Origin of the sequence: Streptomyces sp. enrichment culture, from assembly GCF_964273255.1 — a bacterium.
GTDB lineage: Bacteria > Actinomycetota > Actinomycetes > Streptomycetales > Streptomycetaceae > Streptomyces.
In genome coordinates this window covers 1,476,461-1,501,324 of sequence record NZ_OZ186835.1, presented here as the reverse complement: position 1 = coordinate 1,501,324, position 24,864 = coordinate 1,476,461, and the positions used below count along the sequence as shown (strand labels likewise).

The following is a 24,864-nucleotide window of genomic DNA, read 5'->3' as shown; positions in this document are numbered from 1 at the left end:
CCCGAGAGGCAGCCATGACCACCGGCACCCACGAGACGGCCACCCCGCACGCGCCCGGCACGGCGGACCCGCACACCCACGGCTCCACGGGCCCCGCCGCGGCCCCCGGAGGCGACCGCGGCGACAACGGCCCCGCGACGCCGGGCACGACGCCCCCCGGTACCGAGACCCCTCCCGGCGGCGACAACACGGCCCGCACCCCCGGCACCGACGACGCCGACGGCGGCGCCTACCAGGTGCTGCGGGACCGCCTCGGCGCCGAGGCCGCCGAACTCGCCCGCCGCGCCGACGAGCTGAACCGGCGCCGGATCGAGGAGTTCGGCTCCGCCGGGCTGCGCCTGGCCGGCACCGAGCGGCTGCGCACCGAGCGCACCAGCGTGCCCCGCGACCTCGTCGCCGTGGGCGACGCGCTGCTCTTCGGCTACGAGGCCCGCCCCCGCCCGGAGACCGACACCGCGGTCGGCGACGTGCTCGCCCTGCACGACCGCGACCTGAACCGGCTGCCCGACGACGCCGTCCCCGGACTCCTCGACGACCCCGCGTTCGTCCGCGAGTTCGCCGCCCTGCACCGCTACTACCGCCAGGCACGCCTGCTGCGGCTGCGCCGGGTCGACGGCAAGCTGCTCGCCGTCTTCCAGACCGGCGACAAGGCCGACGACATCCGCGTCCTGCGCTGGTCGGTCACCGAGGACGGCCGGACCGCCTTCCTCGACGCACGCGGTGACCGCGACCACGCCCGCACCCCGGCCCCGGACGTCGAGTGGACCCGCACCACCCGCGAGGACCACGTCCTCGGCCGCCACCCGCACGTCTCCGTCCTCGGCGAGGTCTTCGTCGACACCCTCGGCGGCACCCTCACCGTCAAGACCGCGAACGACACGGACAGCGCCGACGGCATCCACAGCGAGCCCGTCGAGGAGCCCCTGCAGTCCCTCGCCGACGCCGAGATCGCCCACGCCCGCGTCGGCGCCCTCGTCCTGCTGCGGATCCTGCCCTACAAGGAGACGGCGTACCGCCACCTCGTCTTCAACACCCTCACCCGGACCGTCGTCCGCCTCGACGCCATCGGACAGGGCTGCCGCCGCCTCCCCGGCGACCAGGGCATCGTCTTCCCCGGCGGCTACTGCCTGGCGGCCGGATCACACAAGACCTACGACCTCGACACCGACGGCACCGCGTTCGAGCGCGAGGTCCGCTCGCCCAACGGCGAGGACGTGCTCTACGCCTTCCACGCCCCCGCGCGGGGACGCGCCCTGCTGCTGTCGTACAACGTCATCCGGGAGGAGATCGCCACCCCCCTCACCGGGCACGGCTGGGCCCTGACCGACGACGGCACGCTGACCCTGCTGCGGCCCGACGGCGACGACCCCGCCCGTGTCCACCCCGTCCAGGTCTGGCACACGCCCTACGTCTCCGACACCCACGCCGCCGCCCAGCCGCCCGGCGACGGCCCGCTCGCCCGGCTCGGCAACGCCGACCTGGTGCACGGCATCTCCGACTGCCTGTCCCTGGCCCGCTCCGTCGCCGAGACCACCCCGACGACGGAGGTGTACGAGGCCCTGGTCACCGCCTGCGTGCGCACCCTCGACGCCCACCACTGGCTCGGCGACGGCGAACTGGGCGACCTGCGCTCCCCGCTGGAGCGGATGCGCACCACCGCCGGACAGGTCCTCGCCGAGTTCGAGACCGTCCGCGCCCTCACCCGCCACGCCGCCGACGCCCTCGACGAGGCCGCCGCGCGGGTCGCCGCCGTGGTGCGCCGGCTGCGCGGCGAACAGCCCCGCGAGGCGGCCGCCTGGGTCACCGGACTCACCGAACTCCGGCACGCCCAGGGCCACCTGCTGACCCTGAAGGACATGCGGTACGCGGACCGCGCCCGCATCGGCGAACTGGCCGCCGGCGCCGAGGCGGACCTCGCCTCCTTCGGCCGGCGCGCCGTCGACTTCCTCGCCCGCGAGGACGCCTTCGCCGCCCACCACGCCGACGTCGAACGCCTCGTCGCCGACGCGGAGGCCGTCACCACGGCCGCCGAGGCCGCCCCGGTCGCCGCCCGCCTGGAGGAACTCGCCGACGGACTGCGCACCGTCACCGAGGTGGTCGCCTCCCTCGACATCGCCGACACCACCGTCCGCACCGCCGTCCTGGAACGCGTCGCCGAGGCCCTCGGCGGCGTCAACCGGGCCCGCGCCACCCTCGACACCCGTCGCCGCGCCCTGCTGGAGCGGGAGACCCGCGCCGCCTTCGCCGCCGAACTCGCCCTGCTCGGCCGCACCGTCACCGGCGCGCTGGCGGCGGCCGACACCCCCGAGGCGTGCGACGAGCAACTGGCCCGCGCCCTCGCCCAGCTGGAGGTGCTGGAGTCCCGCTTCGCGGAGTCCGACGACGTCCTCGGCGAGCTGATGGACCAGCGCACCGGCATCCACGACGCGTTCACCGCCCGCCGGCAGAGCCTCACCGACGCCCGCGCCCACCGCGCCGAACAGCTCGCCGCCGCCGCCGACCGCGCCCTGGAGGCCGTCGCCCGCCGCTCCGCGGCCCTGGCCGACGCCGACGCCGTCAGCACCTACTTCGCCTCCGACCCGCTGGTCGACAAGGTCCGGCGCACCGCCGACGAACTGCGCGAACTCGGCGACCCGGTACGGGCGGAGGAACTCGACGGCCGGCTCCGCACCGCCCGCCAGGAGGCGGACCGGGCGCTGCGCGACCGCACCGACCTCTACGCGGACGGCGGCCGGACCGTCCGCCTGGGCGGCCACCGCTTTGCCGTCACCGGCCGGAGCCCCGAACTCACCCTCGTCCCGCAGGGCGACGGCCTGGCCTTCGCCCTCACCGCCACCGACTACCGGGCCCCCGTCGACGACCCCGCGATCCTCGCGGCCCGCCCCTACTGGAACCGGCACCTGCCGTCCGAGTCGCCCGAGGTCTACCGCGCCGAACACCTCGCCGCCCGTCTGCTCCACGAGCACGGCCCCGACGCGCTGAACGCCGCCGACGACCTCGGCGCGCTGGTCCGCCGGGCCGCCGAGGAGGCGTACGACGAGGGGTACGAACGCGGGGTCCACGACCAGGACGCCACCGCGATCCTCACCGCCGCCCTGCACCTGCACGGCACCGCGGGCACCCTGCGCCACGAACCGGCCGCCCGCGCCGCCGCCCTGCTGTACTGGGCGCACGGCACCACACCGGAACAGCGGTCCGTCCTCACCCGCCGGGCGCGCTCCCTGGCCCGCGCGGCCGACGCCTTCGGCCCGACCGCCGCACTCGACGACCTCCGGGCGGAGACCGAGCGGGCGCTCGCCGACTGGCACGGCGACGCGTCCGTCCCCGCCGGGGCTTCGGCCGCCTACCTCCTGGAGGAACTCACCACCGTCCCCGAGGGGTTCGTCCTCGCCGGCCGGGTGCGCACCCTGCTCGACCGCTTCCGCGACGCGGTCCGCACCGCCGGCTACGAGGAGGACCTGCCCGCCCTGGAGGACCTGTCCGCGCGCCGCTGCCTGGTCGAGGCGTGGCTGACGGCCTACGCCACGGCCGCCGGTGCCGATGTCACCCCCGGCGACCTCGCGGAGGCGGTGGCCGCCGAGCTGTGCCCGGACGTGCCGCGGCACGTCTCCGACGCGCCCCTGAGCACCACCGTGGAGGGGCTGCTCGGCACCCATCCCCGGATCACCGACCGCCGGCTCGGCCTGCGCGTCGACGAGTTCCTCGCCCGCACCCGCAGGTTCCGGGAACAGGACGTGCCCGCGTTCCGCGCCTTCCAGCGCCACCGCACCGAGCTGCTGACCGCCGAGCGGGCCCGGCTGCGGCTGGACGACCACCGCCCGCGCGTGATGGCCTCGTTCGTCCGCAACCGCCTCGTCGACGAGGTGTACCTGCCGCTCGTCGGGGACAGCCTCGCCAAGCAGCTCGGCACGACCGGCGAGGACGGCCGCACGGGCGCCGGCGGCCTGTTGCTGCTGCTGTCCCCGCCCGGCTACGGCAAGACCACGCTCATGGAGTACGTGGCCCACCGCCTCGGCCTGCTGCTGGTCAAGGTGAGCGGCCCGGCCCTCGGTCACGCCGTCACGTCCCTCGACCCGGCCGAGGCGCCCAACGCCACCGCGCGCCAGGAGATCGAGAAGATCAACTTCGCGCTGGCCGCGGGCGGCAACACGCTCCTGCACCTCGACGACATCCAGCACTGCTCGCCCGAACTGCTCCAGAAGTTCATCCCGCTGTGCGACTCCACCCGCCGGGTGGAGGGCGTCTGGCAGGGCGAGCCGCGCACCTACGACCTGCGCGGCAAGCGGTTCGCGGTGTGCATGGCCGGCAACCCCTACACCGAGTCGGGTGAGGCGTTCCGGGTGCCGGACATGCTCGCCAACCGCGCCGACGTGTGGAACCTGGGCGACGTCCTCACCGGCAAGGAAGAGGTGTTCGCCCTGAGCTTCGTGGAGAACGCGCTCACCGCCAACCCGGTCCTCGCCCCGCTCGCCGCCCGCGACCGCGCCGACCTCGCCCTGCTGCTGCGGCTGGCCGCGGGTGACCCCACGGCCCGCCCCGACCGGCTCGTCCACCCGTACGCGCCCACCGAACTCGACCGCGTCCTCGGCGTGTTGCGCCACCTGCTCACCGCCCGCCGCACGGTGCTCGCCGTCAACGCCGCCTACATCGCCTCCGCCGCGCAGTCCGACGACGCCCGCACGGAACCGCCGTTCCAGCTCCAGGGCTCCTACCGCAACATGAACAAGATCGCCCAGCGCATCCAGCCGGTCATGAACGAGGCCGAACTCGCCGCGGTCGTCCACGACCACTACACGGCCGAGGCCCAGACGCTCACCACCGGCGCCGAGGCGAACCTGCTGAAGCTGGCCGAACTGCGCGGCACGCTCACCCCGGCGCAGGCGGACCGCTGGGCCGAGGTCAAGGCCGCCCACGTCCGCACCAGCACCCTGGGCGGCCCGGACGACGACGCGCTCACCCGCGCCATCGCCGCGCTGGCCGTCCTGGGGGAGCGGATCGCCGCCGTGGAGAGCGCCATCACCCGCGCGGCCGACCCGCGCCGCCTCCTCGCCGGTCCGCCGCCGCACCCGGCGCAGCCGGCGCCCCCGTCGGCGTCGTCGCCCAACGGGCACGGGGCCGGACGGGCGGAGGTGGGCTGAGGGAGCGAGAGGGGCGAGGGGGCGTCGGCCACCTCCCGGCCGGGGGACGGGAGGTGGCCGGCCGGCGGTTCCCCGGTGCGCGGCGCCGGAGTACCGCGCGGCGCCAAGTCCCGCCGGACCTTCACGACAAGACCCCGCGTCAGAGGTTTATCCACGCGCGTAGTTGATGTGGGCACCTCAGTATTCGGGGCATTCCGGATGACTTCCCGCGCGACGGTTACCGCGCGGTATCCCGGCCTGCTACAACCGTGCTTGCTCCCTCAACTACCGGTGCAAGTAATGCGCGTGAAGGGTGGATACACGTGTCAGTGCGTTCCCTCGCGGCTTCTCTGGCGACCCTCCTGCTGGGTGCCGCCACCGTCCTCGGCCTGGCGCAACCCGCCTCGGCGGCCGGACAGCACTACGTCGCCCTCGGCGACTCCTACTCGTCCGGCGTCGGCGCCGGCAGCTACACCGGCGAAAGCGGTGACTGCAAGCGGAGCACCAAGGCGTACCCGCAGCTGTGGGCGAACGCCAACTCCCCGGCCTCCTTCCGGTTCGTCGCCTGTTCGGGTGCGACGACCTCCAGCGTCTCCAGCGGGCAACTGGGTGCGCTGACCGCCTCCACCACGCTCGTCAGCGTCTCGGCGGGCGGCAACGACATCGGCTTCGCGGACGTCATGCAGGCCTGCGTGCTGCAGAGCGAGGCCACCTGCGTCAGCCGCGTCAACACGGCCGTCGGCCAGATGCAGAGCACCCTGCCCGGCAGGCTGGACTCGCTCTACAACGGCATCCGCGCCCGCTCCCCGCAGGCGCACGTCGTGGTCCTCGGCTACCCGCGCTTCTACAAGCTGTCCGGCAGCTGCATCGCCGGCCTGACCGAGACCGAGCGCGGTGCCATCAACAACGCGGCCGACGTCCTCAACGGCGTCATCGCCAAGCGCGCCGCCAACGCCGGGTTCACCTACTCGAGCGTCGTCGACGAGTTCACCGGACACGAACTCTGCTCCGGCGACGCCTGGCTGCACAGCGTGACCCTGCCGGTCACCAACTCCTACCACCCCAAGGCCGTCGGCCAGTCCAGCGGCTACCTGCCCGCCTTCCGCTCGGCGCTCTAGACCTCGCGTCGCCCGCAGGGCGCCCGCCGGCGGGCCCTCAACCGGGGGCCGGCCCCCGCCCGGAGGCCGGCCCCCGGAAGGCCCGCCGACGGACCGCCCGCCACAGTCCCTCCTCTGAGGGCCCGTTCCCCCCGACCGCGCACCGCCCGGGGGGAACGGGCCCTCGGCTCACCGTCCCGGGGTCCCCGGCCCCCGGCGGCCTCCGGCCGCACCCGAACCACTCGGCGCGTCCGCCGAATCCGCCGAATCCGCCGAATCCGCCGCATCCGGCGTGTGCGGCGCCCCGCGCACCCCGCGGGGCGCCGGACGGTCCGCGAGGCCCCCGTCGTCCGCGAGGGCGAGAAGCTCCTCCGCCGTCCGCGGCCCCGCGGACGCGTCGCCCAGCAGGCCCCGGGTCCGCAGGACATGGCCGGCCGCCACACCCCAGGGCAGCCGCAGACCGGCCGCGGCCAGCAGGTCCGTACGGGCCAGCAGGCCGGCGACCGGGCCGGTGCGCACCCCCGACGGGGTGAGCAGGGCCGCGTCGTCGGCCCAGCGCAGCGCGAGGTCCACGTCGTGGGTGGCCATCACCACCGTGGTGCCGCCCTCGCGCAGTGCGTCGAGCGTGGCGAGCAGGCGCTCCTGCCCGTCCGGGTCCAGGCCGGCGGTCGGCTCGTCCAGGATCAGCACGCGGGGCCGCATCGCCACCGCCCCCGCGATCGCCGCCCGTTTGCGCTGCCCGTAGGAGAGCAGGTGGGTCGGCCGGTCGGCCAGGGCGGTGATGTCCAGCGCGGCCAGTGCCTCCGCGACCCGGTGCCGCACCTCGGCGTCGGGCAGCCCGAGGTTCAGCGGCCCGAACGACACGTCCTGACCGACGGACGCGGCGAACAACTGGTCGTCCGGGTCCTGCACCACCAGCTGCACGGCCGTCCGCAGCCGGGTCAGCCCCGCCCGGTCGTGGCGCACCGGCTGCCCCAGCACCGTCAACTCCCCGGTGTGCGGGCGCAGTCCGCCGCTGAGCAGGCGCATCAGGGTGGTCTTGCCGCTGCCGTTGCGGCCCAGCAGGGCCAGGGCGCGCCCCTCGCGGACCGCGAAGTCCAGGCCGCTGAGCACGGCGGGCCGTCCTCGTAGGCGAAGGACGCGTCCCGCAGGGCGACCAGGACGGACCCGCTCACGACAGCGGCCCTTCCAGGACGAGGGCCAGCGCCGCGAGGGCCGCCAGCAGGGCCAGGCTCGCGGCCGTGAACGGCACGGACACACGCACCTCGGGCACCAGCACGCGCAGGGTGCCGTCGTAACCGCGCCCGGCCAGCCCGGCCTGGAGCCGCGCCGCCCGGTCGAAGGAGCGCACGAAGGCGGTGGCGCCGAGCCCGCCCAGTGAGCGCCAGGCCGCGGCCCGGGTGGTGTGCCCGAGCCGGGCGGCCTGCGCCTGGCGGACCCGGCGGACGGCGTCGAGCAGCAGGAAACTCATGCGGTACGTCACCAGGGCCACGTCGACGAGCGGCGCCGGCACCCCGGCCCGGACCAGGCGGGGCAGCAGGTCGGACACCGGGGTGGTGAACGCGAACAGCAGCACGCCGAGGGAGGCGGCGGAGGTCCGCAGCAGCACCTCCGCGGCCCGCTGCGGGCCGTGGGCCGCGGGGGAGAGGAACCCTCCGGAGCCGCCCACCTGCACCAGGAGCGGGAGCGCCCCGGTGACGCAGAAGGCCAGCGGCACCCGGTAGGCGCGCCACAGCCGGCGGCCGGGCACCCGGGCCGGGCCCAGCAGCAGGGCGAGGGCGGTCGCCAGCACCAGGGCCGCGCCCGGCCAGGGCGGCAGCGAGATCGCGAGCACGGTGAGCCCGAGTCCCAGTACGGCCTTGTCCACGGGATGGCGGCGGCGCCAGCGACTGCTGTGCGCCGCCGCGTCGATCGGGAGCACGCGGGATCAGACCCGCCGCTCGCCGTCGGCGTCCCCGGGGCGGGGGGCCGGGTCCCCCTGCGCGCCCGGACCGGCTGCCGTGACCCCCGCGTCCGCGCCCATGGCGGTGGAGGCGGACGCCCGCTCCTCGCCCTGCCGGCGGCCCCGCCGCAGCCCGAAGTAGTAGGCGAGGACGCCCGCGCCGATCGCCGCCTGGAGGGCGAACAGCGCCGACTCGACCTCCCCGGACGGCGGTTCGTACAGCGGGGAGAACCACGGTTCGTAGTCCGGGGCGATCTCGGTGATCGCCGCCTCGGCCTCGGCGTCCGCGCCGGCGAACGGCTCCTCCTTGTGGTCGCCGAGCCCGAACACCAGCGGGATCACCGCGAGTGCGGCGACGGCGAGCAGCAGCAGCGTGTCGATCCTGGCGTTCCGGCTCATCGGGTCACCGCCCCGGACGCCGTGTCCGAGGTGCCCGGGGCGCCGGAGGCGTCCGCCGTCGCCCGTCCGGCCCGCGTCACCAGCACGCCGAGCCGGGTCAGCTCGCCGCGGCTGGAGCGCACCAGCAGGCGCATCACCAGGACGGTGAGCAGCCCCTCGCTGACCGCCAGCGGGATCTGCGTGACGGCGAAGACGGCGCCGAACGTGCCGAGCGCCCCGGCGAAGCCGCTGCCCGGGTCGGGGAACGCGAGCGCCAGCTGCACGCTGGTCACGCAGTACGTCGACAGGTCGGCGGCGAACGCGGCGGCGAACACCGCACCCATCAGCGGCACGTCCGCACGGCGCAGCAGCCGGTAGACGCCGTACCCGGCCCACGGCCCGACGACCGCCATCGAGAAGACGTTGGCGCCGAGCGTGGTCAGCCCGCCGTGGGCCAGCAGCAGCGCCTGGAACAGCAGGGTGATCGTGCCCAGCACCGCCATGACCGGCGGCCGGAACAAAATCGCGCCCAGTCCCGTCCCCGTGGGGTGGGAGCAACTGCCGGTCACCGACGGCAGCTTGAGCGCGGACAGGACGAACGTGAACGCTCCGGACGCGCCCAGCAGCAGCGTGCTCTCGGGATGGTTCCTGACCTCACGGACGAGCGACCGGGCTCCGTGGACGACGAACGGCGCCGACACGGCACCCCAGGCGACCGCGTGCGCCGGTGGCAGAAAACCCTCGGCTATGTGCATGGCTCAGCAGACCCTCTCCAGCACCTCGTGGATGGTTGACGCGCCTTGGCCGGTCTCCTGGCTGACGGGTACCACCGCCCGTGCTCCGCCTTCCCGGGTCCCGAGGGACCCAGTGGCCGCCCGTGGGGGCAGGAGCAGGACTTCCCGATCACAGTGGCGAGGGCCGCACCGGTGTCGCACCGGATTTCCCGTCACCAAGGCGTGGCGACAGTAGTGCCCGCGCCCGTCCGGTGACAAGCGGTCACGGGGGGCGCACGCACGGCGCCCGGACCGCACGGATCCCGCGCCCCCGGAGTGAGAGGGCGCATCGGGACTGGGGGGAGCCGGTACCGGGTAGCCCCTTGCTGCAACTAATATGCAACAACGATTGTCGGTCAACTGGAGTGTGAGGTTCGATGACGACCCGACGCGTACGGAGCGCCGCCGTCGCCGCGGTGATGGCGGGCACGGTCGCCGCCTGCTCGGCACCGGGCAACGGCGGTGCGGACGGCGGTGCAGCCGCCGACGCCGTGGTGATCGGGGTCCCCTCCGAGCCGGACACCCTGAACCCGCTGCTCGGCTACGGCAAGGACGGCAACTCCAAGATCTTCGACGGGCTGCTGGCCCGCGACGCGGAGATGAACCTTAAGCCCGCCCTCGCCAAGGACCTCCCCGAGGTCGCCGACGACGGCCGCACCTACACCTTCACCCTCCGCGACGACGTGAAGTTCACCGACGGCGAGCCGCTGACCAGCGAGGACGTCGTCTACACCTACCGCACGGTGCTCGACGACAAGACCAACAACACCGCCAAGAGCGAACTGGACGCCATCAAGGAGGTCCGGGCCGACGGCGACCACAAGGTCGTCTTCACCCTCGACTACCCCTACGCGGCCTTCGCCTCCCGCACCGTGCTGCCCATCGTCCCCGAGCACGTGGTCGGAAAGCAGGACCCCAACACCGGCTCCTTCAACACCCGGCCGATCGGCACCGGACCGTACGTCCTCACCGACTGGCGCAAGGGCGAGAAGCTCACCTTCAAGGCCAACCCGGACTACTGGGGCGGCGCCCCGAAGGTGAAGAAGCTCACCATGGCGGTCATCGCCGACGACGACGTCCGCGCCACCCGGCTGCGCTCCGGCGACCTCGACGGCGCGACCCTGCCGCCCAACCTGGCCGCCACCTTCGAGAAGGACGACGACCGCAGGACGTACCGGGCCACCTCCTACGACTTCCGCGCGGTCACCCTCCCCACCGAGAACCCCGTCACCCGCGACACCGCCATCCGCCGGGCCCTCGACCTCTCCGTGGACCGCAAGGCCATGGTCGACAAGATCCTCGACGGCGCCGGCCGGCCCGCCTACGGCCCCCTCCCCGTCGACGACTCCTGGTTCGCCGAGGACGTCGAGCGCCCCCGCGACCTCGCCCGCGCGAAGAAGATCCTCGACGACGCCGGCTGGAAGCCCGGCAAGGACGGCATCCGCGCCAAGGACGGCCGCCGCGCCGCCTTCACCCTCTACTACCCCTCCGGCGACAAGGTCCGCCAGGACCACGCCCTCGCCTACGCCTCCGACGCCAAGCAGGCCGGCATCGACGTCACCGTCGAGAGCGGGACCTGGGAGGTCATCGAGCCCCGCATGAAGCAGGACGCCGTCCTCGCCGGCTTCGGCAGCGTCGGCGACCCCGACTTCGGCCTGTACACCCTGCTGCACTCCTCCCTGGCCGGCGACGGCTTCAACAACATGGCCCGCTACGACGACCCGGCCGTGGACAAGGCCCTCGACGAAGGCCGCCGCACCCGCGTCCAGGCCGAGCGCGAGGCCGCCTACGACGACCTCCAGCGCGCCCTGGTGAAGAACCCCGGGTACACCTTCCTCACCCACATCGACCACCTCTACGTCCTCGACGACGACTGGGACGGCCTGACCACCCAGACCGAACCGCACGAGCACGGCTTCGCCAGCGGCCCCTGGTGGAACGTCGAGGACTGGAAGCCGAAGAAGTGAGCACCCTGCCCTGGGCGGCGATGGGACGGCTCGTGGCACGGCGGGCCCTGTTCGCCGTGCCCGTGCTCCTCGTCGTCACCTTCGGCGCGTTCGCCCTCGCCGCCGCCTCCCCCTTCGACCCGGTGAAGGCGTACGCGGGCACCGCCGCCCTGGGCGCCGACCAGGAGACCCTGGACCGCCTGCGCGAGAACCTGGGCGTCGACCGCCCCCTCACCGCCCGCTGGTGGGACTGGCTGACCTCCGCCGTCACCGGCGACCTCGGCCAGTCCACCGTGATGCGCCAGCCGGTCGCCGAGGTCATCGGCGAACGCCTGCTCTGGTCGACGCTGCTGTGCGCCGTCGCCTTCGTGGTCGCCGTGCTGCTCGGCACCCTGCTCGGGGTGCTGGCCGCCCGTCGCCCCGGATCGCTCCTCGACCGGGCGATCACCTCCGTGTCGTACTCCCTGGAGGCCGCCCCGGTCTTCTGGATCGCCCTGCTCGCCATCTGGCTGTTCGCCCTGAAACTGGACGTCCTGCCGGCCGGCGGCCTCACCGACACCGGCAGCGACCACGTCACCGCCGGACAGCTCGCCACCCACCTCGTGCTGCCCGCCGGCGTCCTCGCCGTCTCCCAGCTGCCCTGGTTCACGCTCTACGTCCGCCAGGGCGTCGGCGACGCCCTCGCCGAGGACCCCGTGCGCGGCGCCCGGGCCCGCGGCCTCGCCGAGCGCACCGTCCTGCTCGGCCACGCCCTGCGCTCCGGCCTGCTGCCCGTCCTCACCCTGATCGGCTCCCGCGTACCCGAACTCATCACCGGCGCCCTGCTGGTGGAGACCGTCTTCAGCTGGCCCGGCATCGCCGCCGCCACCGTCGAGGCCGCCACCGCCGTCGACTTCCCGCTGCTGGCCGCGCTGACCACCCTCGCCACCGCCGCCGTCCTCGCCGGAAACCTGCTCGCCGACCTGCTGTACGGACTCACCGACCCGAGGGTGAAGCTGGATGAGATGTGATCCCCATGGCTGACACCACCCTGGAGAAGACCCCCCTCCCCGGGCCCGCCCTGCGCGAGCGCGGCACCGCCCGCCGCTCCACCCACACCCTCCGGCTGCGAGTCTCCGCCGCGCTGGTCGCCCTGACCGTCCTCGCGGTGCTGCTCGTCCCGCCCCTGGCCCAGCTCGACCAGCAGACCGTCGACCTCTCCGCCAAACTCCTGCCGCCCAGCTGGTCCCACCCCTTCGGCACCGACGACGTCGGCCGCGACCTCCTGCTGCGCTGCGTCTACGGCCTGCGCGTCTCCCTGCTCGTCGGCCTGGTCGCCGCGCTCACCGCCACCGTCATCGGCACCGCCGTCGGCGCCACCGCCGGCGCCCTCGGCGGCTGGGCCGACCGGCTCGTCATGCGCGTCGTCGACGCCATTGCCTCCGTGCCGCACCTGCTGCTCGGCATCTTCATCGTGGCGATGTTCCGGCCCGGCGTCTGGCCCGTGGTGATCTCCGTCGCCCTCACCCACTGGCTGTCCACCGCCCGCATCGTGCGCGCCGAGGTGCTCTCCCTGCGCTCCCGCCCCTACATCGACGCGGCCGTCTCCGGCGGTGCCTCCCGGTGGCGGGTCGCCCTGCGCCACCTGCTGCCCGGCGTCCTGCCCCAGGCCGGACTCGCCGCCGTCCTGATGGTCCCGCACGCCATGTGGCACGAGAGCGCCCTGTCCTTCCTCGGCCTCGGCCTGCCCCCGCACACCGCCAGCCTCGGCACCCTCATCCAGGGCGCCCGCGGCTCCCTGCTCGCCGGGCAGTGGTGGCCCACCCTGTTCCCCGGCCTCTTCCTGATCATCCCCACCCTCGCCATCGCCGGACTCGCCGGAGTCTGGCGGGAACGGATCAACCCCCGCCGCCGATCGGAGCTCAGCCTGTGACCGCGTCACCCCCCGTGCTGTCCGTCCGCGGCCTGACCGTGCGCTTCCTGATGCCCGGCGGGCGCCGGGTCGCCGCCGTCACCGACGCCCACTTCGACGTCGCCCCCGGCGAATGCCTCGCCCTGGTCGGCGAGAGCGGCTGCGGCAAGTCCGTCCTCGCCTCCGCCCTCCTCGGCCTGCTCCCCGCCAACGCGCGCACCGCCGGCCACGCCCACCTCGGCGACCTCGACCTGCTCACCGCCGGCGAACGCACCCTGGCCGGCCGCGTCCGCGGCCGCCGCATCGGCCTCGTCCCGCAGAGCCCCGCCGCCCACCTCACGCCCGTGCGCACCATCCGCGCCCAGGTGGAGGAGACCATCGCCGAACTCACCGGCGTCCGCGGCCGGGCCGCCCTGCGCGAGGCCGCCGAGCTGGCCGCCGCCCGCGCCGCGTTCCCCGCCGACCACCTCGACCGCTACCCGCACGAACTCTCCGGCGGCCTCGCCCAGCGCGCCGCCACCGCCCTCGCGCTGATCGGCGACGCGCCCCTGCTGCTCGCCGACGAACCCACCACCGGCCTCGACCGCGACCTGGTCGAGCGCACCGTCGACGAACTGCGCCGCCACGTCGACGCCGAACAGGGCCGCGCCCTGCTGATGATCACCCACGACCTGGCCGCAGCCGCCCGCATCGCCGACCGGGTCGCCGTCATGTACGCGGGCCGCATCGTCGAACTCACCCCGGCGGACACCTTCTTCGGCGCACCCGGCCCCCGCCACCCCTACAGCCGCGGCCTGCTGGACGCCCTCCCCGACCGCGCCTTCACCCCCATCCCCGGCCTGCCCCCCGAACTCGGCAGCCTCCCCGACGGCTGCGCCTTCGCCCCCCGCTGCGACCGCGCCACCCCGGCCTGCGCCACCGTCCCGGCCCTGACCGACGCGGTCGCCTGCCACCACCCGGTCCCGGCCCGCACCCCGGAGGAAGCCCGTGCTTGAACTGCGCGCCGTCACCGCCGGCTACGACCGCCGCGCCCCCGTCGTCCGGGACGCCTCCCTCACCGTCGCCGCGGGCGAGGCCGTCGGCCTGCTCGGCCCCAGCGGCTGCGGCAAGTCCACCCTCGCCCGGGTCGCCGCCCTGCTGCACCGCCCCGACGCCGGCAGCGTCCTCCTCGACGGCACCCCCGTACGGCACTGGCGCCACCGCGCCCCGCGCGCCGCCCGCACCGCCTTCGGCGTCGTCTTCCAGCAGCCCCGGCTCTCCGCCGACCCCCGGCTGCGCCTGACCGACCTGATCGCCGAACCGCTGCGCGCCACCGGCCGCCGCGAGGAGATCCCCGCCCGGGTCCCCGAACTCGCCGGGACGGTCGGCCTCACCCCCGACCTGCTCACCCGCCGCCCCCACGAGGTCAGCGACGGCCAGCTCCAACGGGCCTGCCTCGCCCGCGCGCTGGTACTGAAGCCGCGCCTGCTCATCTGCGACGAGATGACCGCCATGCTGGACGCCTCCACCACCGCGGCGCTGGTGGCCGTCGTCGAGGACTACCGGGCGGCGACGGGCGCCGCCCTGCTCGCGGTGGGCCACGACCAGATCCTGCTCGACCGGTGGTGCGACCGCACGGTGCACTGGGACACCGTGGCCGCCCCCGCGAGGACGGCTCCCCGGGAGGCCCTCACCGCCCCGTAGGCGAGTGGTCCGGACGGGGCCGGTGACGCGGCCGGCCGGGCCCCACGGACACCTGCGCGACCTCGGCCGCGTACCGGCCCCGGACGTCCACGGACGCCCTGCGCGACCCCGACCACGTCCATGGACGCCCTGCGCGACCCTGACCACGTACTTGCCCCGGACGCCGCCCGCCTTCAGCTCCCGGTGTGCCGCCGCCGTCTCCTCCAGGGCGGAGACCGTGTCCACCGCGGGCCTCAGCTTCCCTTCGGCGACATGGCGGGCGGGATCGTCGAAGTCCGCCCGCCGGGGGGTGCCGCTGAAGAAGCACACCCGGCCCCGTCCGTGGACGGCGCCGACCGCGAGGCGGCCGAGCGACGCGGCGGGCCGCTCCAGGCCGAAGGCGAGGGTGACCATGCGACCGCCGGTCCGCAGCAGGCGCCGGAAGGTCCGCAGATCGGTCCCCACGGTGCCCAGGACCACGCGAAGCGGCCCGGGTCCGCCGGCCGCACGGCCCGCTGGTCGACGGCCAGGTGCGCGCCGGGCGGCTCCAGTTCGTTCCGCGCCGACCGGGGGGCCGGTGAACCGCTGCCCCCGCCGGCCGCGCTGACCCTGCGCAGCCTCCCGGCGGCACCCGGCGGTCCCCGGGGGCGGCGACGGCGGCCTTCCGGGGCCTGACACGCACCGGCGGACGGCGCCCGTCGCAGGGCACGTCCGGTCCGGCCCCCGCGGAGTCACCCCGGGACCGCGCCCACAGGCCCGGCCGCCGCCCTCACAGCGTCACGTCGGCCCACTGCGCCAGCAGGTCGTCGTCGCTCACCGGCTCGCCGGGCTCGCTGCCGCCGTCCAGCAACTGCTCGGTCCAGATGACCTTCCCCCCGGGCGTGTACCGGGTGCCCCAGCGCTCCGCGTACCGGGCGACCAGGAACAGACCGCGCCCGCCCTCGTCCGTGGTCGACGCGTACCGCAGGTGCGGCGAGGTGCTGCTGCCGTCGGACACCTCGCAGATCAGGTGACGGTCCCGGAGCAGACGGACGTGGATCGGCGACGTGCCGTAGCGGATCGCGTTGGTGACCAGTTCGCTGAGGATCAGTTCGGTGGCGAACCCCGCCTCCGTCAGCCCCCACGCGTCCAGCTGCCGGGCGACCTCCGAGCGGATCCGGGACACCGCCGACGGCTCCCGGGGCACGTCCCAGTCGGCCACCTGGTCCGCGTCCAGCACCCGGGTCCGCGCCACCAGCAGGGCGACGTCGTCGGTGGCCCGGTCCGGCGGCAGCGCCTCCAGCACGGCCCGGCAGGTCTCCTCCGGCGCCCGCCCCGGCCGGGACAGCGCACCCTGCAGGATCGCCAGGCCCACGTCGATGTCCCGGCCCCGCTTCTCGACGAGCCCGTCGGTGTAGAGCACCAGCTGACTCGCCTCGGGCACCCGGATCTCCACGGCCTCGAAGGGCAGCCCGCCCAGGCCCAGCGGGGGACCGGCGGGCAGGTCCGGGAAGACGGCGGTGCCGTCCGGGTGGACCAGGGCGGGCGGCGGATGCCCGGCCCGCGCCATCATGCAGGAACCGGACGCCGGGTCGTAGACGACGTAGAGACAGGTCGCCCCGATGAGCGTCTCGTCGTCGTCATGGCCCGACTGCTCCCGGTCGAGCCGGGCCACCAGGTCGTCCAGCCGGGCCAGCAGCTCGTCCGGCGCCAGGTCCAGCGTCGCGAAGTTGTGCACCGCCGTGCGCAGCCGGCCCATCGTGGCCGCCGCGTGCAGCCCGTGCCCCACCACGTCACCGACCACCAGCGCCACCCGGGCACCGGACAGCTCGATCACGTCGAACCAGTCACCGCCCACCCCCGCCTGCGCGGGCAGGTAGCGGTGCGCCACGTCCAGCGCACTCAGCTCCGGCAGGTCCCGGGGCAGCAGACTCTGCTGCAGCGTCACCGCCATCGCGTGCTCACGCGTGTAGCGGCGGGCGTTGTCGAGCGCCACCGAGGCCCAGGCGGCCAGCTCCTCCGCGAACGCCATGTCACCCCCGTCGAACGGCTCCTCCCACTGCGACCGCCAGAAGTCCACCACCCCCAGCAGCCCGCCGCGGGCCCGCAACGGCACCGTGATCAGCGAGCCCCCGCCGTGGGCCAGGACGTTCGCCGCCTCCTCCGGGTCCTGCGCCTGCCAGTCCTCGGCGGCGGTCAGATCCGTCTCCAGCACCGCCCGGCCGCTCTCCACGCTCCGCGCCTGCGGCGTACCGGGCGGGAAGCGGACCTGCCCGCCCACCGGCACCAGCGGCGTGTCGGACGCCACGCCGCTCACCGCCACCCGGCGCAGACCCGTCGTCGTCCCGGACGGCTCCTCGCCGCGCAGCACCGCCTCCGACAGCTCCACGGTGACCACCATCGCGAACCGCGGCACCGCCACGTCGGCCAGTTCCTGGGCGGTGTGGCGCAGGTCCAGGGTGGAACCGATGCGCGCCCCCGCGTCGTAGAGCAGCGTCAGCCGCTCGCGCGCCACCTCCGCACGGCCCGACAGGGTCCGCAGTTCCGTGGTGTCGCGGAGCGTCACCACGCTGCCGGCCCGTCCGAGGTCGGGCGGCGCGGGGGCCGTCCGGCGCTTGTTGACCGCCAGCAGGCGCCCGCCCGCCTGGTGCACCTCGTCGGTGGCCGTGCGGTCCGAGGCCAGCACCTCCAGCAGCCCCGGCTCCAGCTCCAGATCCGCGACCCGCCGCCGCTCCGCGTCCGGCGGCAGGTCCAGCAGCCGGCGCGCCTCGTCGTTGGCCAGCACCAGTGTCCCGTCACCGTCCGTGATCAGCACGCCCTCCCGCACCGCGTGCAGCACCGCGTCGTGGTGGTCGTACATCCGGGTCATCTCCACCGGGCCCAGCCCGTGGGTCTGCCGCAGCAGCCGCCGACTGACCAGCGCGGTGCCGGCCGCGCTCAGGGCGAGCGCCCCGACGGCCGCCCCCACCAGCACGGGCAGCTGCGCCGTCGCCATGCTCGCGACTCTCTTCACCGTGATCGAGACCGCGACCGTGCCGACGACGGTGCCGTCCCGGTCGGTGACGGGCACGTACGAGGCCACGGCGTCGCCCGCGGTGGTGTGGAAGTTCTCCGTGCGCGGCCCGCTCGGCAGGTTCAGCGCGTTGGGGTCGAACTCGCCGATCTCCGCCGGGTCCGGATGGGTGTAGCGGATGCCGGTCGGCGAGAGCACCACGATCAGGTCCACCCCGCTCTCCGCGCGGATCCGCTCGGTGTAGGGCTGCAGCTCGGCCGTCGGATCGGGCGCCTGGAGGTCCTCCACCATCTCGGGGGAGTACGCCAGCGTCTTGGCGATGTCCATGGACCGGGCCCGGGCGTCCTGGGTGCTGTCCCGCCGGGCCTGGAGCAGGAGGGCGGCCAGGGCGGCGGCGATGACCAGGGCGACGACCAGCACCTGGAGCAGGAAGACCTGGCCGGCCACACTGCGCACCCGGAACAGCGAACGCAACCGGCCCGTGGGTGGCTCCTGGGACCCCCTCCGTGCACCGCCCCCCGCTCGCTCCCCGGCCAGGCCCCGCCGCCGGCCGGGGGTCGCCGTCCGCACCCTCCGGGCGCCGAAGAGGCGGGGCGACAGAACCGGAGGGCGCCGGGAATAACCGCTCACTGTCCCGATTCCCTCCTTCTGAGCGTCCTGACCTGGCGGAAGCGCCGGAAAAGTCCTTCGTCATGCTCACGAATGTGTCAACGGTACTCTTTTCGGGCGATGGCGTCGTGTCGCGGCCGGCGCCGCGTCGGTAGTGCGTCGATATCGATATCGCGTCGGCAGTGCGTCGGCATCGGGTCGGCATTGCATCGGCGATGCGCGCCGTGGGCGAGGACGGGTGCGGCGAGGGTGTCGGCGGACGGCGGACGGCGTTCGGCGGTTCGGGCGCACGGCGCCAGGCGGTCGAGGCACGGCGCGGCGGACCGACCGGGGGCCGAGAGCGACCTCCCGGCCATGCGGAGGTGGCCCGGGCTCGGGGGCAGAACCTGCCCCCGAGCCCGGGCAGGTTCTGCCCCCGAGCCCGGGCCGCTCCTGCCCTGGCCGCCCTGGTCCGGTTCTGCCCTGACCCCGGGTCGGTTCTGCCCCGGGCCCGGGCCGGCCCGTCTCACCCCCTCCGGGCCCGGCCCCCCGTCCCGGCCCCTGTCCCTGCCCCAGCCCCTGTCCCTGTCCCAGCCCCCGCTCCACTCGCCGCCACCCTCCCGAGGGAGTCCACCGCCCGTGTCACATGGGGTTCGACCCGGTCGCGGCGGACCGCCACCAGTTCGACCGGCGGCACCCCCTGCAGCGGCAGCCAGACCACCCCTTCGAGGGCCAGCGCCCGGGCCGGCTCGGGCAGCACCGCCAGCCCGAGACCGGCCGCCACGAACGTGAGCAGGGTCGACGTCTCGGCCACCTCCTGCACGGCCCCCGGAGCGACCCGCGCCTCGGACACGGCCCGCGTCACCACGTCGAACATGGCGGACCGCCCGCCGCCCGGATGCGTGAGCAGCGTCTCGCCCCCCAGGTCCCGGACGAAGGCCCGGCGCCGCCGTGCCAGCGGATGCTCGTCCGGGACCGCCAGCACGAGCCGGTCGGACCGCAGCCGGGTGACGACGACGCCCGCCCGGTCGACCGGGGGCCGCATCAGCCCCAGGTCGATGGTGCCGTCCCGCAGCGCCGCCACCTGGTCCGCGGTGAGCATCTCCCCCCGCACGGCCAGGTCGACCGAGGTCAGCTCGGCCCGCAGGGCGCGCGCGAAACGCGGCAGCAGCGAGTACGTCGCCGACCCCACACAGCCGACCACGAGACGCCCCTCCAGCCCCGCCTCGATCCGGCGCGCGTCCTGCCTGGCCCGCTCCACGCGCGCCAGCACGTCCCGCGCGTGCCGCAGATACGCCTCACCGGCGGCGGTCAGCGCCACCCGGCGCGTGGTCCGCTCCAGCAGCCGGGCCCCCACCAACTCCTCCAGCCCCCGCACCGCCTGGCTGAGCGGAGGCTGCGCCATGTGCAGCCGCTCCGCGGCCCGCCCGAAGTGCAACTCCTCCGCGACGGTCACGAAGTAACGCATCCGACGCAGCTCATCAGTCATATGCAACAAGATATCAATCAGCGGGATTTTGATATTTCTCCTACCGATACCGACTGACTACCGTCCCTGGCATGAAGTCTGTGAAGTCTGCGACGTCTGCTTCCGACGTGGTCGTCTGCCACCCGCTGCGCACACCGGTGGGCCGCTTCGGCGGCGCGTTCGCCGGACTCCCCGCGACCGAACTGGCCCGGCAACTGCTCCGCGCCCTCGCCGACCGCGCCGGACTCGGCGAGGGCGACGTCGACGACGTGGTGCTCGGCAACTGCTACCCCAGCGGCGAGAACCCCGCCATCGGCCGCATCGCCGCCCTCGACGCCGGACTCGGCACCGCGGTCACCGGACTCCAGCTCGACCGCCGCTGCGGCTCCGGGCTCCAGGCCGTCCTCTACGCGGCCGGGACCGTCGCCACCGGCGCCGCCACCACGGTGGTCGCCGGGGGAGTGGAGTCGATGAGCCAGGTCGAGCACTACGCGCTCGGCGTCCGCCAGGGCGTCAGGGCCGGCACCCTCGAACTGTGGGACCGGCTGGACCGGGCCCGCCAGACCGCGGGCGGACGCGACCACCCGGTCCCCGGCGGCATGATCGAGACGGCGGAGCACCTGCGCCGCGAGTACGGCCTCACCCGCGAGGAACAGGACGCCCTCGCCCTCGCCTCGCAGACCCGCGTCGGCCGCGCGCAGGCCGAGGGCCGGTTCGCTGACGAGATCGTGCCGGTCACCGTGCCCGCGACCCGCCGCACCCCGGAGCGGATCGTCGACACCGACGAGCACCCGCGCCCCGGCACCACCGCCGAGGACCTGGCGAAGCTGCGCCCCGTGCGGGCGGAGCAGGACCCCGGCGCGACGGTGACCGCGGGCAACTCCAGCGGCCAGAACGACGGCGCCGCGATGTGCCTGGTCACCACCCGCGCCGAGGCCGAACGCCGCGGCTGGGAACCCCTGCTCGCGCTGCGCGCCTGGGCGGTCGCCGGCGTCGGCCCGGAACGGATGGGCATCGGCCCCGTCCCGGCCACCGCCGCCGCGCTCCAGCGCGCCGGACTCACCCTGAACGACCTGGATCTGATCGAACTGAACGAGGCGTTCGCCGCCCAGGTGCTCGCGTGCCTGCGCGAGTGGGACATCCCGGCGACGGACGAGCGGCTCAACCCCAACGGCTCCGGCATCTCCCTCGGCCACCCCGTCGGGGCCACCGGCGCCCGCATCCTGGCAACCCTCGCGCACCAGCTGCGCCGCAGCGGCGGCCGGTACGCGCTGGAGACGATGTGCATCGGAGGCGGTCAGGGCCTGGCCGCCGTGTTCGAAAGGGCTGACGCGTGATGCCGACCTTCCACACCGACCCGGCCGAGGCCGTCACCTGTGTCCGCGACGGCGCCGTCGTCATGGTCGGCGGATTCGGCGCCGCCGGCCAGCCCGTCGAACTCATCGACGCGCTCATCGCCTCCGGCGTCGGCGACCTCACCATCGTCAACAACAACGCGGGCAACGGCGACATCGGCCTGGCCGCGCTGATCGCCAAGGGCAGGGTCCGCAAGGTCGTCTGCTCCTTCCCCCGCCAGCACGACTCCTGGCACTTCGACGCCGCCTACCGGGCCGGCACCGTCGAGCTCGAACTGGTCCCCCAGGGCACCCTCGCCGAACGCATCCGCGCCGGCGGCGCCGGCATCGGCGGCTTCTTCACCCGCACCGGCTACGGCACCGTCCTCGCCGAGGGAAAGGAGACCCGCGTCATCGACGGCGTCGGGTACGTCCTGGAACAGCCGCTCACCGCCGACGTCGCCCTCATCAAGGCCGACACCGCCGACCGCACCGGCAACCTCGTCTACCGGAAGACCGCCCGCAACTTCGGCCCCGTGATGGCCACCGCGGCGGCCACCACCGTCGTGCAGGTCCGCGACGTCGTCGACACCGGGGCCCTCGACCCCGAGCACGTCGTGACCCCCGGCATCTACACCGACCACGTCGTCACCCTCGGAGGCCCGGCATGAGCAGCACCGCACCCCTGCGCGACCGCGACGCGCTCGCCGCGCTGATCGCGGCCGACATCCCCGCCGGTTCGTTCGTCAACCTCGGCATCGGGGCGCCGACCCTCATCTCCAACCACCTGCGTCCCGAGCAGCGCGTCACCCTGCACACCGAGAACGGCATGCTCGGCATGGGCCCGCTCGCCGCCGACGACGAGGTCGACCCCGACCTCATCAACGCCGGCAAGCAGCCCGTCACCGAACTCCCGGGCGCCTCCTACTTCCACCACGCGGACAGCTTCGCCATGATGCGCGGCGGCCACCTCGACTACTGCGTCCTCGGTGCCTACCAGGTCTCGGTCCGCGGCGACCTCGCCAACTGGTCGACGGGCGCCCCGGGTTCCATCCCGGCGGTCGGCGGCGCCATGGACCTCGCGGTCGGCGCCCGCCAGACCTTCGTGATGATGGACCTCTTCGCCAAGGACGGCACCCCCAAGCTGGTCGAGGAGTGCACCTACCCCCTCACCGGCCTGGCCTGCGTCTCCCGCGTCTACACCGACCACGGCATCTTCGACATCGACACCGACGGCGTCCGCGTCCGCGACCTCTTCGGCACGACGCGCGGGGACCTGGAGGAACGGCTGGGACTGCGGTTCGCGGAGTGAGGACGGAGCACCAGGGGCCGGCGGGGACGGCCCCCTCGCCCCCGCACCGCGGGGACGGCCCCCTCGCCCCTGCACCGCGGGGCCGGCCCGCCCCTCGCCCCTGCGCCGCGGGGCCGGCCCCTCCCTCCTCGTCGCGGGCCGCCCACCGGCTGACCGGACGGACACGACAGGACGGGATGGGACGGGTAGGGAACCGCCCGCAGCCTCGGTCTCAGCCCGCGCGCGTCTCCGTGGCACGCCCCGCGCCCGGTGCCCGGACTCCCGCATCCTCCCGCCCCGCTCCCCGTGCCCTGCCACCCGAGGCCGCCGAACCATCCCCGGCCCGCCGCCGGTCCGTGACGCTGCCCAGCCAGCCCAGCAGGAACCCGGCCGGCACCGTCACCAGGCCGGGAATCGTCACGTCCCAGACCCTGAAGTCGTGCCCGGGGAACAGCGATTCGGGCGTGCCGGAGGTGTACGGCGACAGCCCGAGCGCCGCGACGCACACCGCCGCGGCACCCCACAGGCACCACAGCGCACCGCGGGCGGTGAACCCCGGCCAGTACAAGGCGTACAGCAGCACCGGAGCCAGGGCGGCGCCGCAGATGGCGAGCCAGAGGGTGGACAGGACCACCAGGTTCCAGTCGGCGGCGACGACCGAGGCGAGCGTGGCGACCACGCCGGTGGCTGCCGCGGCCCACCGCGCAGCGGAACCGTCCGCCCGGCCCGTCGGGCGGGTCCCCGCCAGTTCGCCGTACGCGCCCCGCACGTCCCGGCCCAGCGCGATCCCGGCGGCGAGCGTCACGTCCACCACGGCCGCGAGCGCGGTGAGGAAGAGGACGCAGGCCAGGGCGGCGACGAGCACCCCACCGCCGTCGAGGACCTGCCCCAGCAGCAACGGCGTGGACACCTGCGCCGCCGGACCGGCCTCCCGCAGCACCTCACCGACCAGCGCCGCCGCCCCCACGCCCACCACGGCCAACGCGGCGTACAGTAGGGTCAGTTCGCCGAGCATCCACCGCCCGGCCGTACGGGCACCGCGCGGGCTCTTCGTCGAGATCACCCGCATCAGCACGGCGGGCATCGCCAGGGTCGCCATCGACATCCCGAAGGTCTGCCCGATCCGGTTCACGGCCCCCACCCACCCGTCACCGGTGTAGCCACCGGGCCGCAGGTACGCCTCACCCAGCCCCGAGCCGTGCGCGGCCGCGTCGAGCAGCCGCCCGGGGTCCCCATCGAACCGGTGCAGCACCAGCAGGGCGGCGATCACCAGCACGGGCAGGGCGATCACCGACTTGGCGATCATCACCACGCCGGTTCCCCGGATGCCGCCGCTGACGGCCAGCGCCGTCATCACGCACCCGAACACCACGATGCAGCCGGCCCGGATGCCGGGCTGTCCTATCAGCGCGGCGGTGACGTTGCCGACCACCACCAACTGCACGACGAGCAGCGGGAAACAGACCAGCAGGGTCACCGCGCCCCACGACAACCGCACGGCGGGCCCGCCGCTGCCCCGCGCGTCCAGCAGGTCGACGGCCGTCACCGAAGAGTGTCGGCGCAGCGGTTCCACGACCAGGACGAGAAGCAGCACGACCCCGATCAGGCTGCCCAGCATCACGCCGAGACCGTCGAAGCCGGACACGGCCACCATGCCCACCAGCACGGTGACCGTCGCCACCGTGGTGGTGTCGCCGCCCATCGCGATGCCCTGCTGCCAGGACCGCAGCCGGCGGCTGTCGGACCGCACCAGCGCCCGGTCGTCCTCGTCGGCCCCCGTGATCACGCACAGCATCAGGCAGACCACGACGAACACCGAGACCACGGCGAACACCAGGGACCGCGACGAGGTGTCGAGCAACGCGTTCACGACCACCTCCGCGCACCCGGCCGCCGCTCGGCCGCGTCGACCCGCCGCCCGTACACCACCAACGCGTGCACCCCGACGGCGAACGGCACCACGCCCAGCACCACCCCCAGGCTCAGCGCCCCGGCGACGCGGACGCCGTACAGATCCGGCAGGACCGCCCCGGCCAGCACGAACACCAGCCACACGGCGGCGACCCGCCCCCCGGCCCGCAACCCGACGCCCAGGGCCCCCGACTCACCGACGGGGCCGGACGCCTCCGCCCCGGGCCCGGCGGGCCCTGCCTCCTCCGGCGAGGGCGGTCGTGCGTCGGCGGCGGGTGCGTCAGGGTACGGCGGCGACCCGTACCGGGGCTGCGGTCCGAAGGACATCCGAGCGGCTCCACTCACGTTGGCCCGACACCACGAGTCGGCGGCGCGGGACGGATGTGGGGGGTGGGTGACTGACCGCGGAGTCAACCAGACCTCCGAGCGGCCACGGCTCAGCCGGGCCCAACTCTGTTCCGCCGCCCAATCCGA

General features: G+C 74.9%; 17 protein-coding genes, 2 pseudogenes and 1 riboswitch. Of the genes and pseudogenes, 10 read left to right on the top strand and 9 right to left on the bottom strand.

The features are described 5' to 3' along the window. The first annotated feature begins 14 nt into the window (after positions 1 to 14). Together ACSU53_RS06450 and ACSU53_RS06445 are read left to right on the top strand one after the other, a co-directional pair. Positions 15 to 5,138: a DNA repair ATPase gene (locus ACSU53_RS06450; RefSeq protein ID WP_437025448.1), complete on the top strand. Its 5,124-nt coding sequence runs from the start codon at positions 15 to 17 to the stop codon at positions 5,136 to 5,138. Positions 5,139 to 5,440: 302 nt separating this feature from the next. Then, positions 5,441 to 6,235 carry an SGNH/GDSL hydrolase family protein gene (locus tag ACSU53_RS06445; RefSeq protein WP_437025446.1) on the top strand — a complete coding sequence of 265 codons (795 nt, stop codon included), beginning with the start codon at positions 5,441 to 5,443 and terminating at the stop codon, positions 6,233 to 6,235. A 330-nt stretch (positions 6,236 to 6,565) separates the two neighbouring features. On the opposite strand, the pseudogene ACSU53_RS06440 reads toward ACSU53_RS06445, so the two are convergent. From ACSU53_RS06440 to ACSU53_RS06425, 4 genes and pseudogenes are all read right to left on the bottom strand, one after another. Further along, positions 6,566 to 7,389 (bottom strand): annotated as a pseudogene (locus ACSU53_RS06440) (energy-coupling factor ABC transporter ATP-binding protein); the annotation flags it as partial. Then, the gene (gene cbiQ, locus ACSU53_RS06435; protein WP_437025444.1) at positions 7,386 to 8,135 is read right to left on the bottom strand and encodes a cobalt ECF transporter T component CbiQ; all 750 of its coding nucleotides are present in this window, start codon (positions 8,133 to 8,135) and stop codon (positions 7,386 to 7,388) included. The pseudogene ACSU53_RS06440 and the gene cbiQ, both read right to left, overlap by 4 nt. A 6-nt stretch (positions 8,136 to 8,141) precedes the next feature. Continuing rightward, entirely contained in the window at positions 8,142 to 8,555 is a 414-nt protein-coding gene (locus ACSU53_RS06430) for an energy-coupling factor ABC transporter substrate-binding protein (RefSeq protein ID WP_437025442.1), read from the bottom strand. Next, a complete protein-coding gene (locus ACSU53_RS06425; RefSeq protein WP_437025440.1) occupies positions 8,552 to 9,289 on the bottom strand; it encodes an energy-coupling factor ABC transporter permease in 738 nt (245 codons plus the stop codon). Before ACSU53_RS06425 ends, ACSU53_RS06430 begins: the two co-directional genes overlap by 4 nt. A 30-nt stretch (positions 9,290 to 9,319) precedes the next feature. Further along, positions 9,320 to 9,503, bottom strand: a riboswitch (cobalamin riboswitch). Between the two features lie 181 nt (positions 9,504 to 9,684). Between ACSU53_RS06425 and ACSU53_RS06420 the strand changes: the two genes are divergently transcribed. The 5 genes from ACSU53_RS06420 to ACSU53_RS06400 are packed head-to-tail and all read left to right on the top strand — an operon-like array spanning position 9,685 to position 14,827. Beyond that, positions 9,685 to 11,274: an ABC transporter substrate-binding protein gene (locus ACSU53_RS06420; protein WP_437025438.1), complete on the top strand. Its 1,590-nt coding sequence runs from the start codon at positions 9,685 to 9,687 to the stop codon at positions 11,272 to 11,274. Between the two features lie 20 nt (positions 11,275 to 11,294). Next, on the top strand, positions 11,295 to 12,263 hold the full coding sequence (locus tag ACSU53_RS06415; RefSeq protein ID WP_437033056.1) for an ABC transporter permease: 969 nt from the start codon (positions 11,295 to 11,297) through the stop codon (positions 12,261 to 12,263). 5 nt (positions 12,264 to 12,268) lie between these two features. After that, a complete protein-coding gene (locus ACSU53_RS06410) occupies positions 12,269 to 13,165 on the top strand; it encodes an ABC transporter permease (protein ID WP_437025436.1) in 897 nt (298 codons plus the stop codon). Continuing rightward, the gene (locus ACSU53_RS06405; protein WP_437025434.1) at positions 13,162 to 14,139 is read left to right on the top strand and encodes an ABC transporter ATP-binding protein; all 978 of its coding nucleotides are present in this window, start codon (positions 13,162 to 13,164) and stop codon (positions 14,137 to 14,139) included. Before ACSU53_RS06410 ends, ACSU53_RS06405 begins: the two co-directional genes overlap by 4 nt. Beyond that, positions 14,132 to 14,827: an ABC transporter ATP-binding protein gene (locus ACSU53_RS06400; RefSeq protein WP_437025433.1), complete on the top strand. Its 696-nt coding sequence runs from the start codon at positions 14,132 to 14,134 to the stop codon at positions 14,825 to 14,827. Before ACSU53_RS06405 ends, ACSU53_RS06400 begins: the two co-directional genes overlap by 8 nt. Positions 14,828 to 14,962: 135 nt before the next feature. On the opposite strand, the pseudogene ACSU53_RS06395 reads toward ACSU53_RS06400, so the two are convergent. The 3 genes and pseudogenes from ACSU53_RS06395 to ACSU53_RS06385 form a co-directional block, all read right to left on the bottom strand. After that, positions 14,963 to 15,348 (bottom strand): annotated as a pseudogene (locus tag ACSU53_RS06395) (zinc-binding dehydrogenase); the annotation flags it as partial. A 227-nt stretch (positions 15,349 to 15,575) separates the two neighbouring features. Beyond that, on the bottom strand, positions 15,576 to 18,263 hold the full coding sequence (locus ACSU53_RS06390) for a SpoIIE family protein phosphatase (RefSeq protein ID WP_437033054.1): 2,688 nt from the start codon (positions 18,261 to 18,263) through the stop codon (positions 15,576 to 15,578). A 649-nt stretch (positions 18,264 to 18,912) separates the two neighbouring features. Beyond that, positions 18,913 to 19,875: a LysR substrate-binding domain-containing protein gene (locus tag ACSU53_RS06385; RefSeq protein WP_437025431.1), complete on the bottom strand. Its 963-nt coding sequence runs from the start codon at positions 19,873 to 19,875 to the stop codon at positions 18,913 to 18,915. A gap of 71 nt (positions 19,876 to 19,946) precedes the next feature. Between ACSU53_RS06385 and ACSU53_RS06380 the strand changes: the two genes are divergently transcribed. The 3 genes from ACSU53_RS06380 to ACSU53_RS06370 are packed head-to-tail and all read left to right on the top strand — an operon-like array spanning position 19,947 to position 22,500. After that, on the top strand, positions 19,947 to 21,191 hold the full coding sequence (locus ACSU53_RS06380) for an acetyl-CoA C-acetyltransferase (RefSeq protein WP_437025429.1): 1,245 nt from the start codon (positions 19,947 to 19,949) through the stop codon (positions 21,189 to 21,191). Beyond that, entirely contained in the window at positions 21,191 to 21,859 is a 669-nt protein-coding gene (locus ACSU53_RS06375) for a 3-oxoacid CoA-transferase subunit A (RefSeq protein ID WP_437025428.1), read from the top strand. Before ACSU53_RS06380 ends, ACSU53_RS06375 begins: the two co-directional genes overlap by 1 nt. Next, positions 21,856 to 22,500, top strand: coding sequence for a 3-oxoacid CoA-transferase subunit B (locus ACSU53_RS06370; RefSeq protein ID WP_437025426.1), 645 nt, complete (start codon positions 21,856 to 21,858; stop codon positions 22,498 to 22,500). Before ACSU53_RS06375 ends, ACSU53_RS06370 begins: the two co-directional genes overlap by 4 nt. 211 nt (positions 22,501 to 22,711) lie before the next feature. On the opposite strand, the gene ACSU53_RS06365 is transcribed toward ACSU53_RS06370, so the two are convergent. Further along, entirely contained in the window at positions 22,712 to 24,349 is a 1,638-nt protein-coding gene (locus ACSU53_RS06365) for a sodium:solute symporter family transporter (RefSeq protein WP_437025424.1), read from the bottom strand. Then, positions 24,346 to 24,717 carry a hypothetical protein gene (locus ACSU53_RS06360; protein WP_437025423.1) on the bottom strand — a complete coding sequence of 124 codons (372 nt, stop codon included), beginning with the start codon at positions 24,715 to 24,717 and terminating at the stop codon, positions 24,346 to 24,348. The genes ACSU53_RS06365 and ACSU53_RS06360 overlap by 4 nt, the downstream gene beginning before the upstream one ends. Positions 24,718 to 24,864 lie beyond the last annotated feature (147 nt).

Bases quoted from the DNA above. Each gene is read 5' to 3' on its own strand.
- ACSU53_RS06370 (WP_437025426.1), top strand. From the start codon at position 21,856: ATGAGCAGCACCGCACCCCTGCGCGACCGCGACGCGCTCGCCGCGCTG.
- ACSU53_RS06425 (WP_437025440.1), bottom strand. From the start codon at position 9,289: ATGCACATAGCCGAGGGTTTTCTGCCACCGGCGCACGCGGTCGCCTGG.
- ACSU53_RS06385 (WP_437025431.1), bottom strand. From the start codon at position 19,875: ATGACTGATGAGCTGCGTCGGATGCGTTACTTCGTGACCGTCGCGGAG.
- ACSU53_RS06450 (WP_437025448.1), top strand. From the start codon at position 15: ATGACCACCGGCACCCACGAGACGGCCACCCCGCACGCGCCCGGCACG.
- ACSU53_RS06410 (WP_437025436.1), top strand. From the start codon at position 12,269: ATGGCTGACACCACCCTGGAGAAGACCCCCCTCCCCGGGCCCGCCCTG.
- ACSU53_RS06415 (WP_437033056.1), top strand. From the start codon at position 11,295: ATGGGACGGCTCGTGGCACGGCGGGCCCTGTTCGCCGTGCCCGTGCTC.
- ACSU53_RS06420 (WP_437025438.1), top strand. From the start codon at position 9,685: ATGACGACCCGACGCGTACGGAGCGCCGCCGTCGCCGCGGTGATGGCG.
- ACSU53_RS06360 (WP_437025423.1), bottom strand. From the start codon at position 24,717: ATGTCCTTCGGACCGCAGCCCCGGTACGGGTCGCCGCCGTACCCTGAC.
- ACSU53_RS06375 (WP_437025428.1), top strand. From the start codon at position 21,191: ATGCCGACCTTCCACACCGACCCGGCCGAGGCCGTCACCTGTGTCCGC.
- ACSU53_RS06430 (WP_437025442.1), bottom strand. From the start codon at position 8,555: ATGAGCCGGAACGCCAGGATCGACACGCTGCTGCTGCTCGCCGTCGCC.
- ACSU53_RS06380 (WP_437025429.1), top strand. From the start codon at position 19,947: ATGAAGTCTGTGAAGTCTGCGACGTCTGCTTCCGACGTGGTCGTCTGC.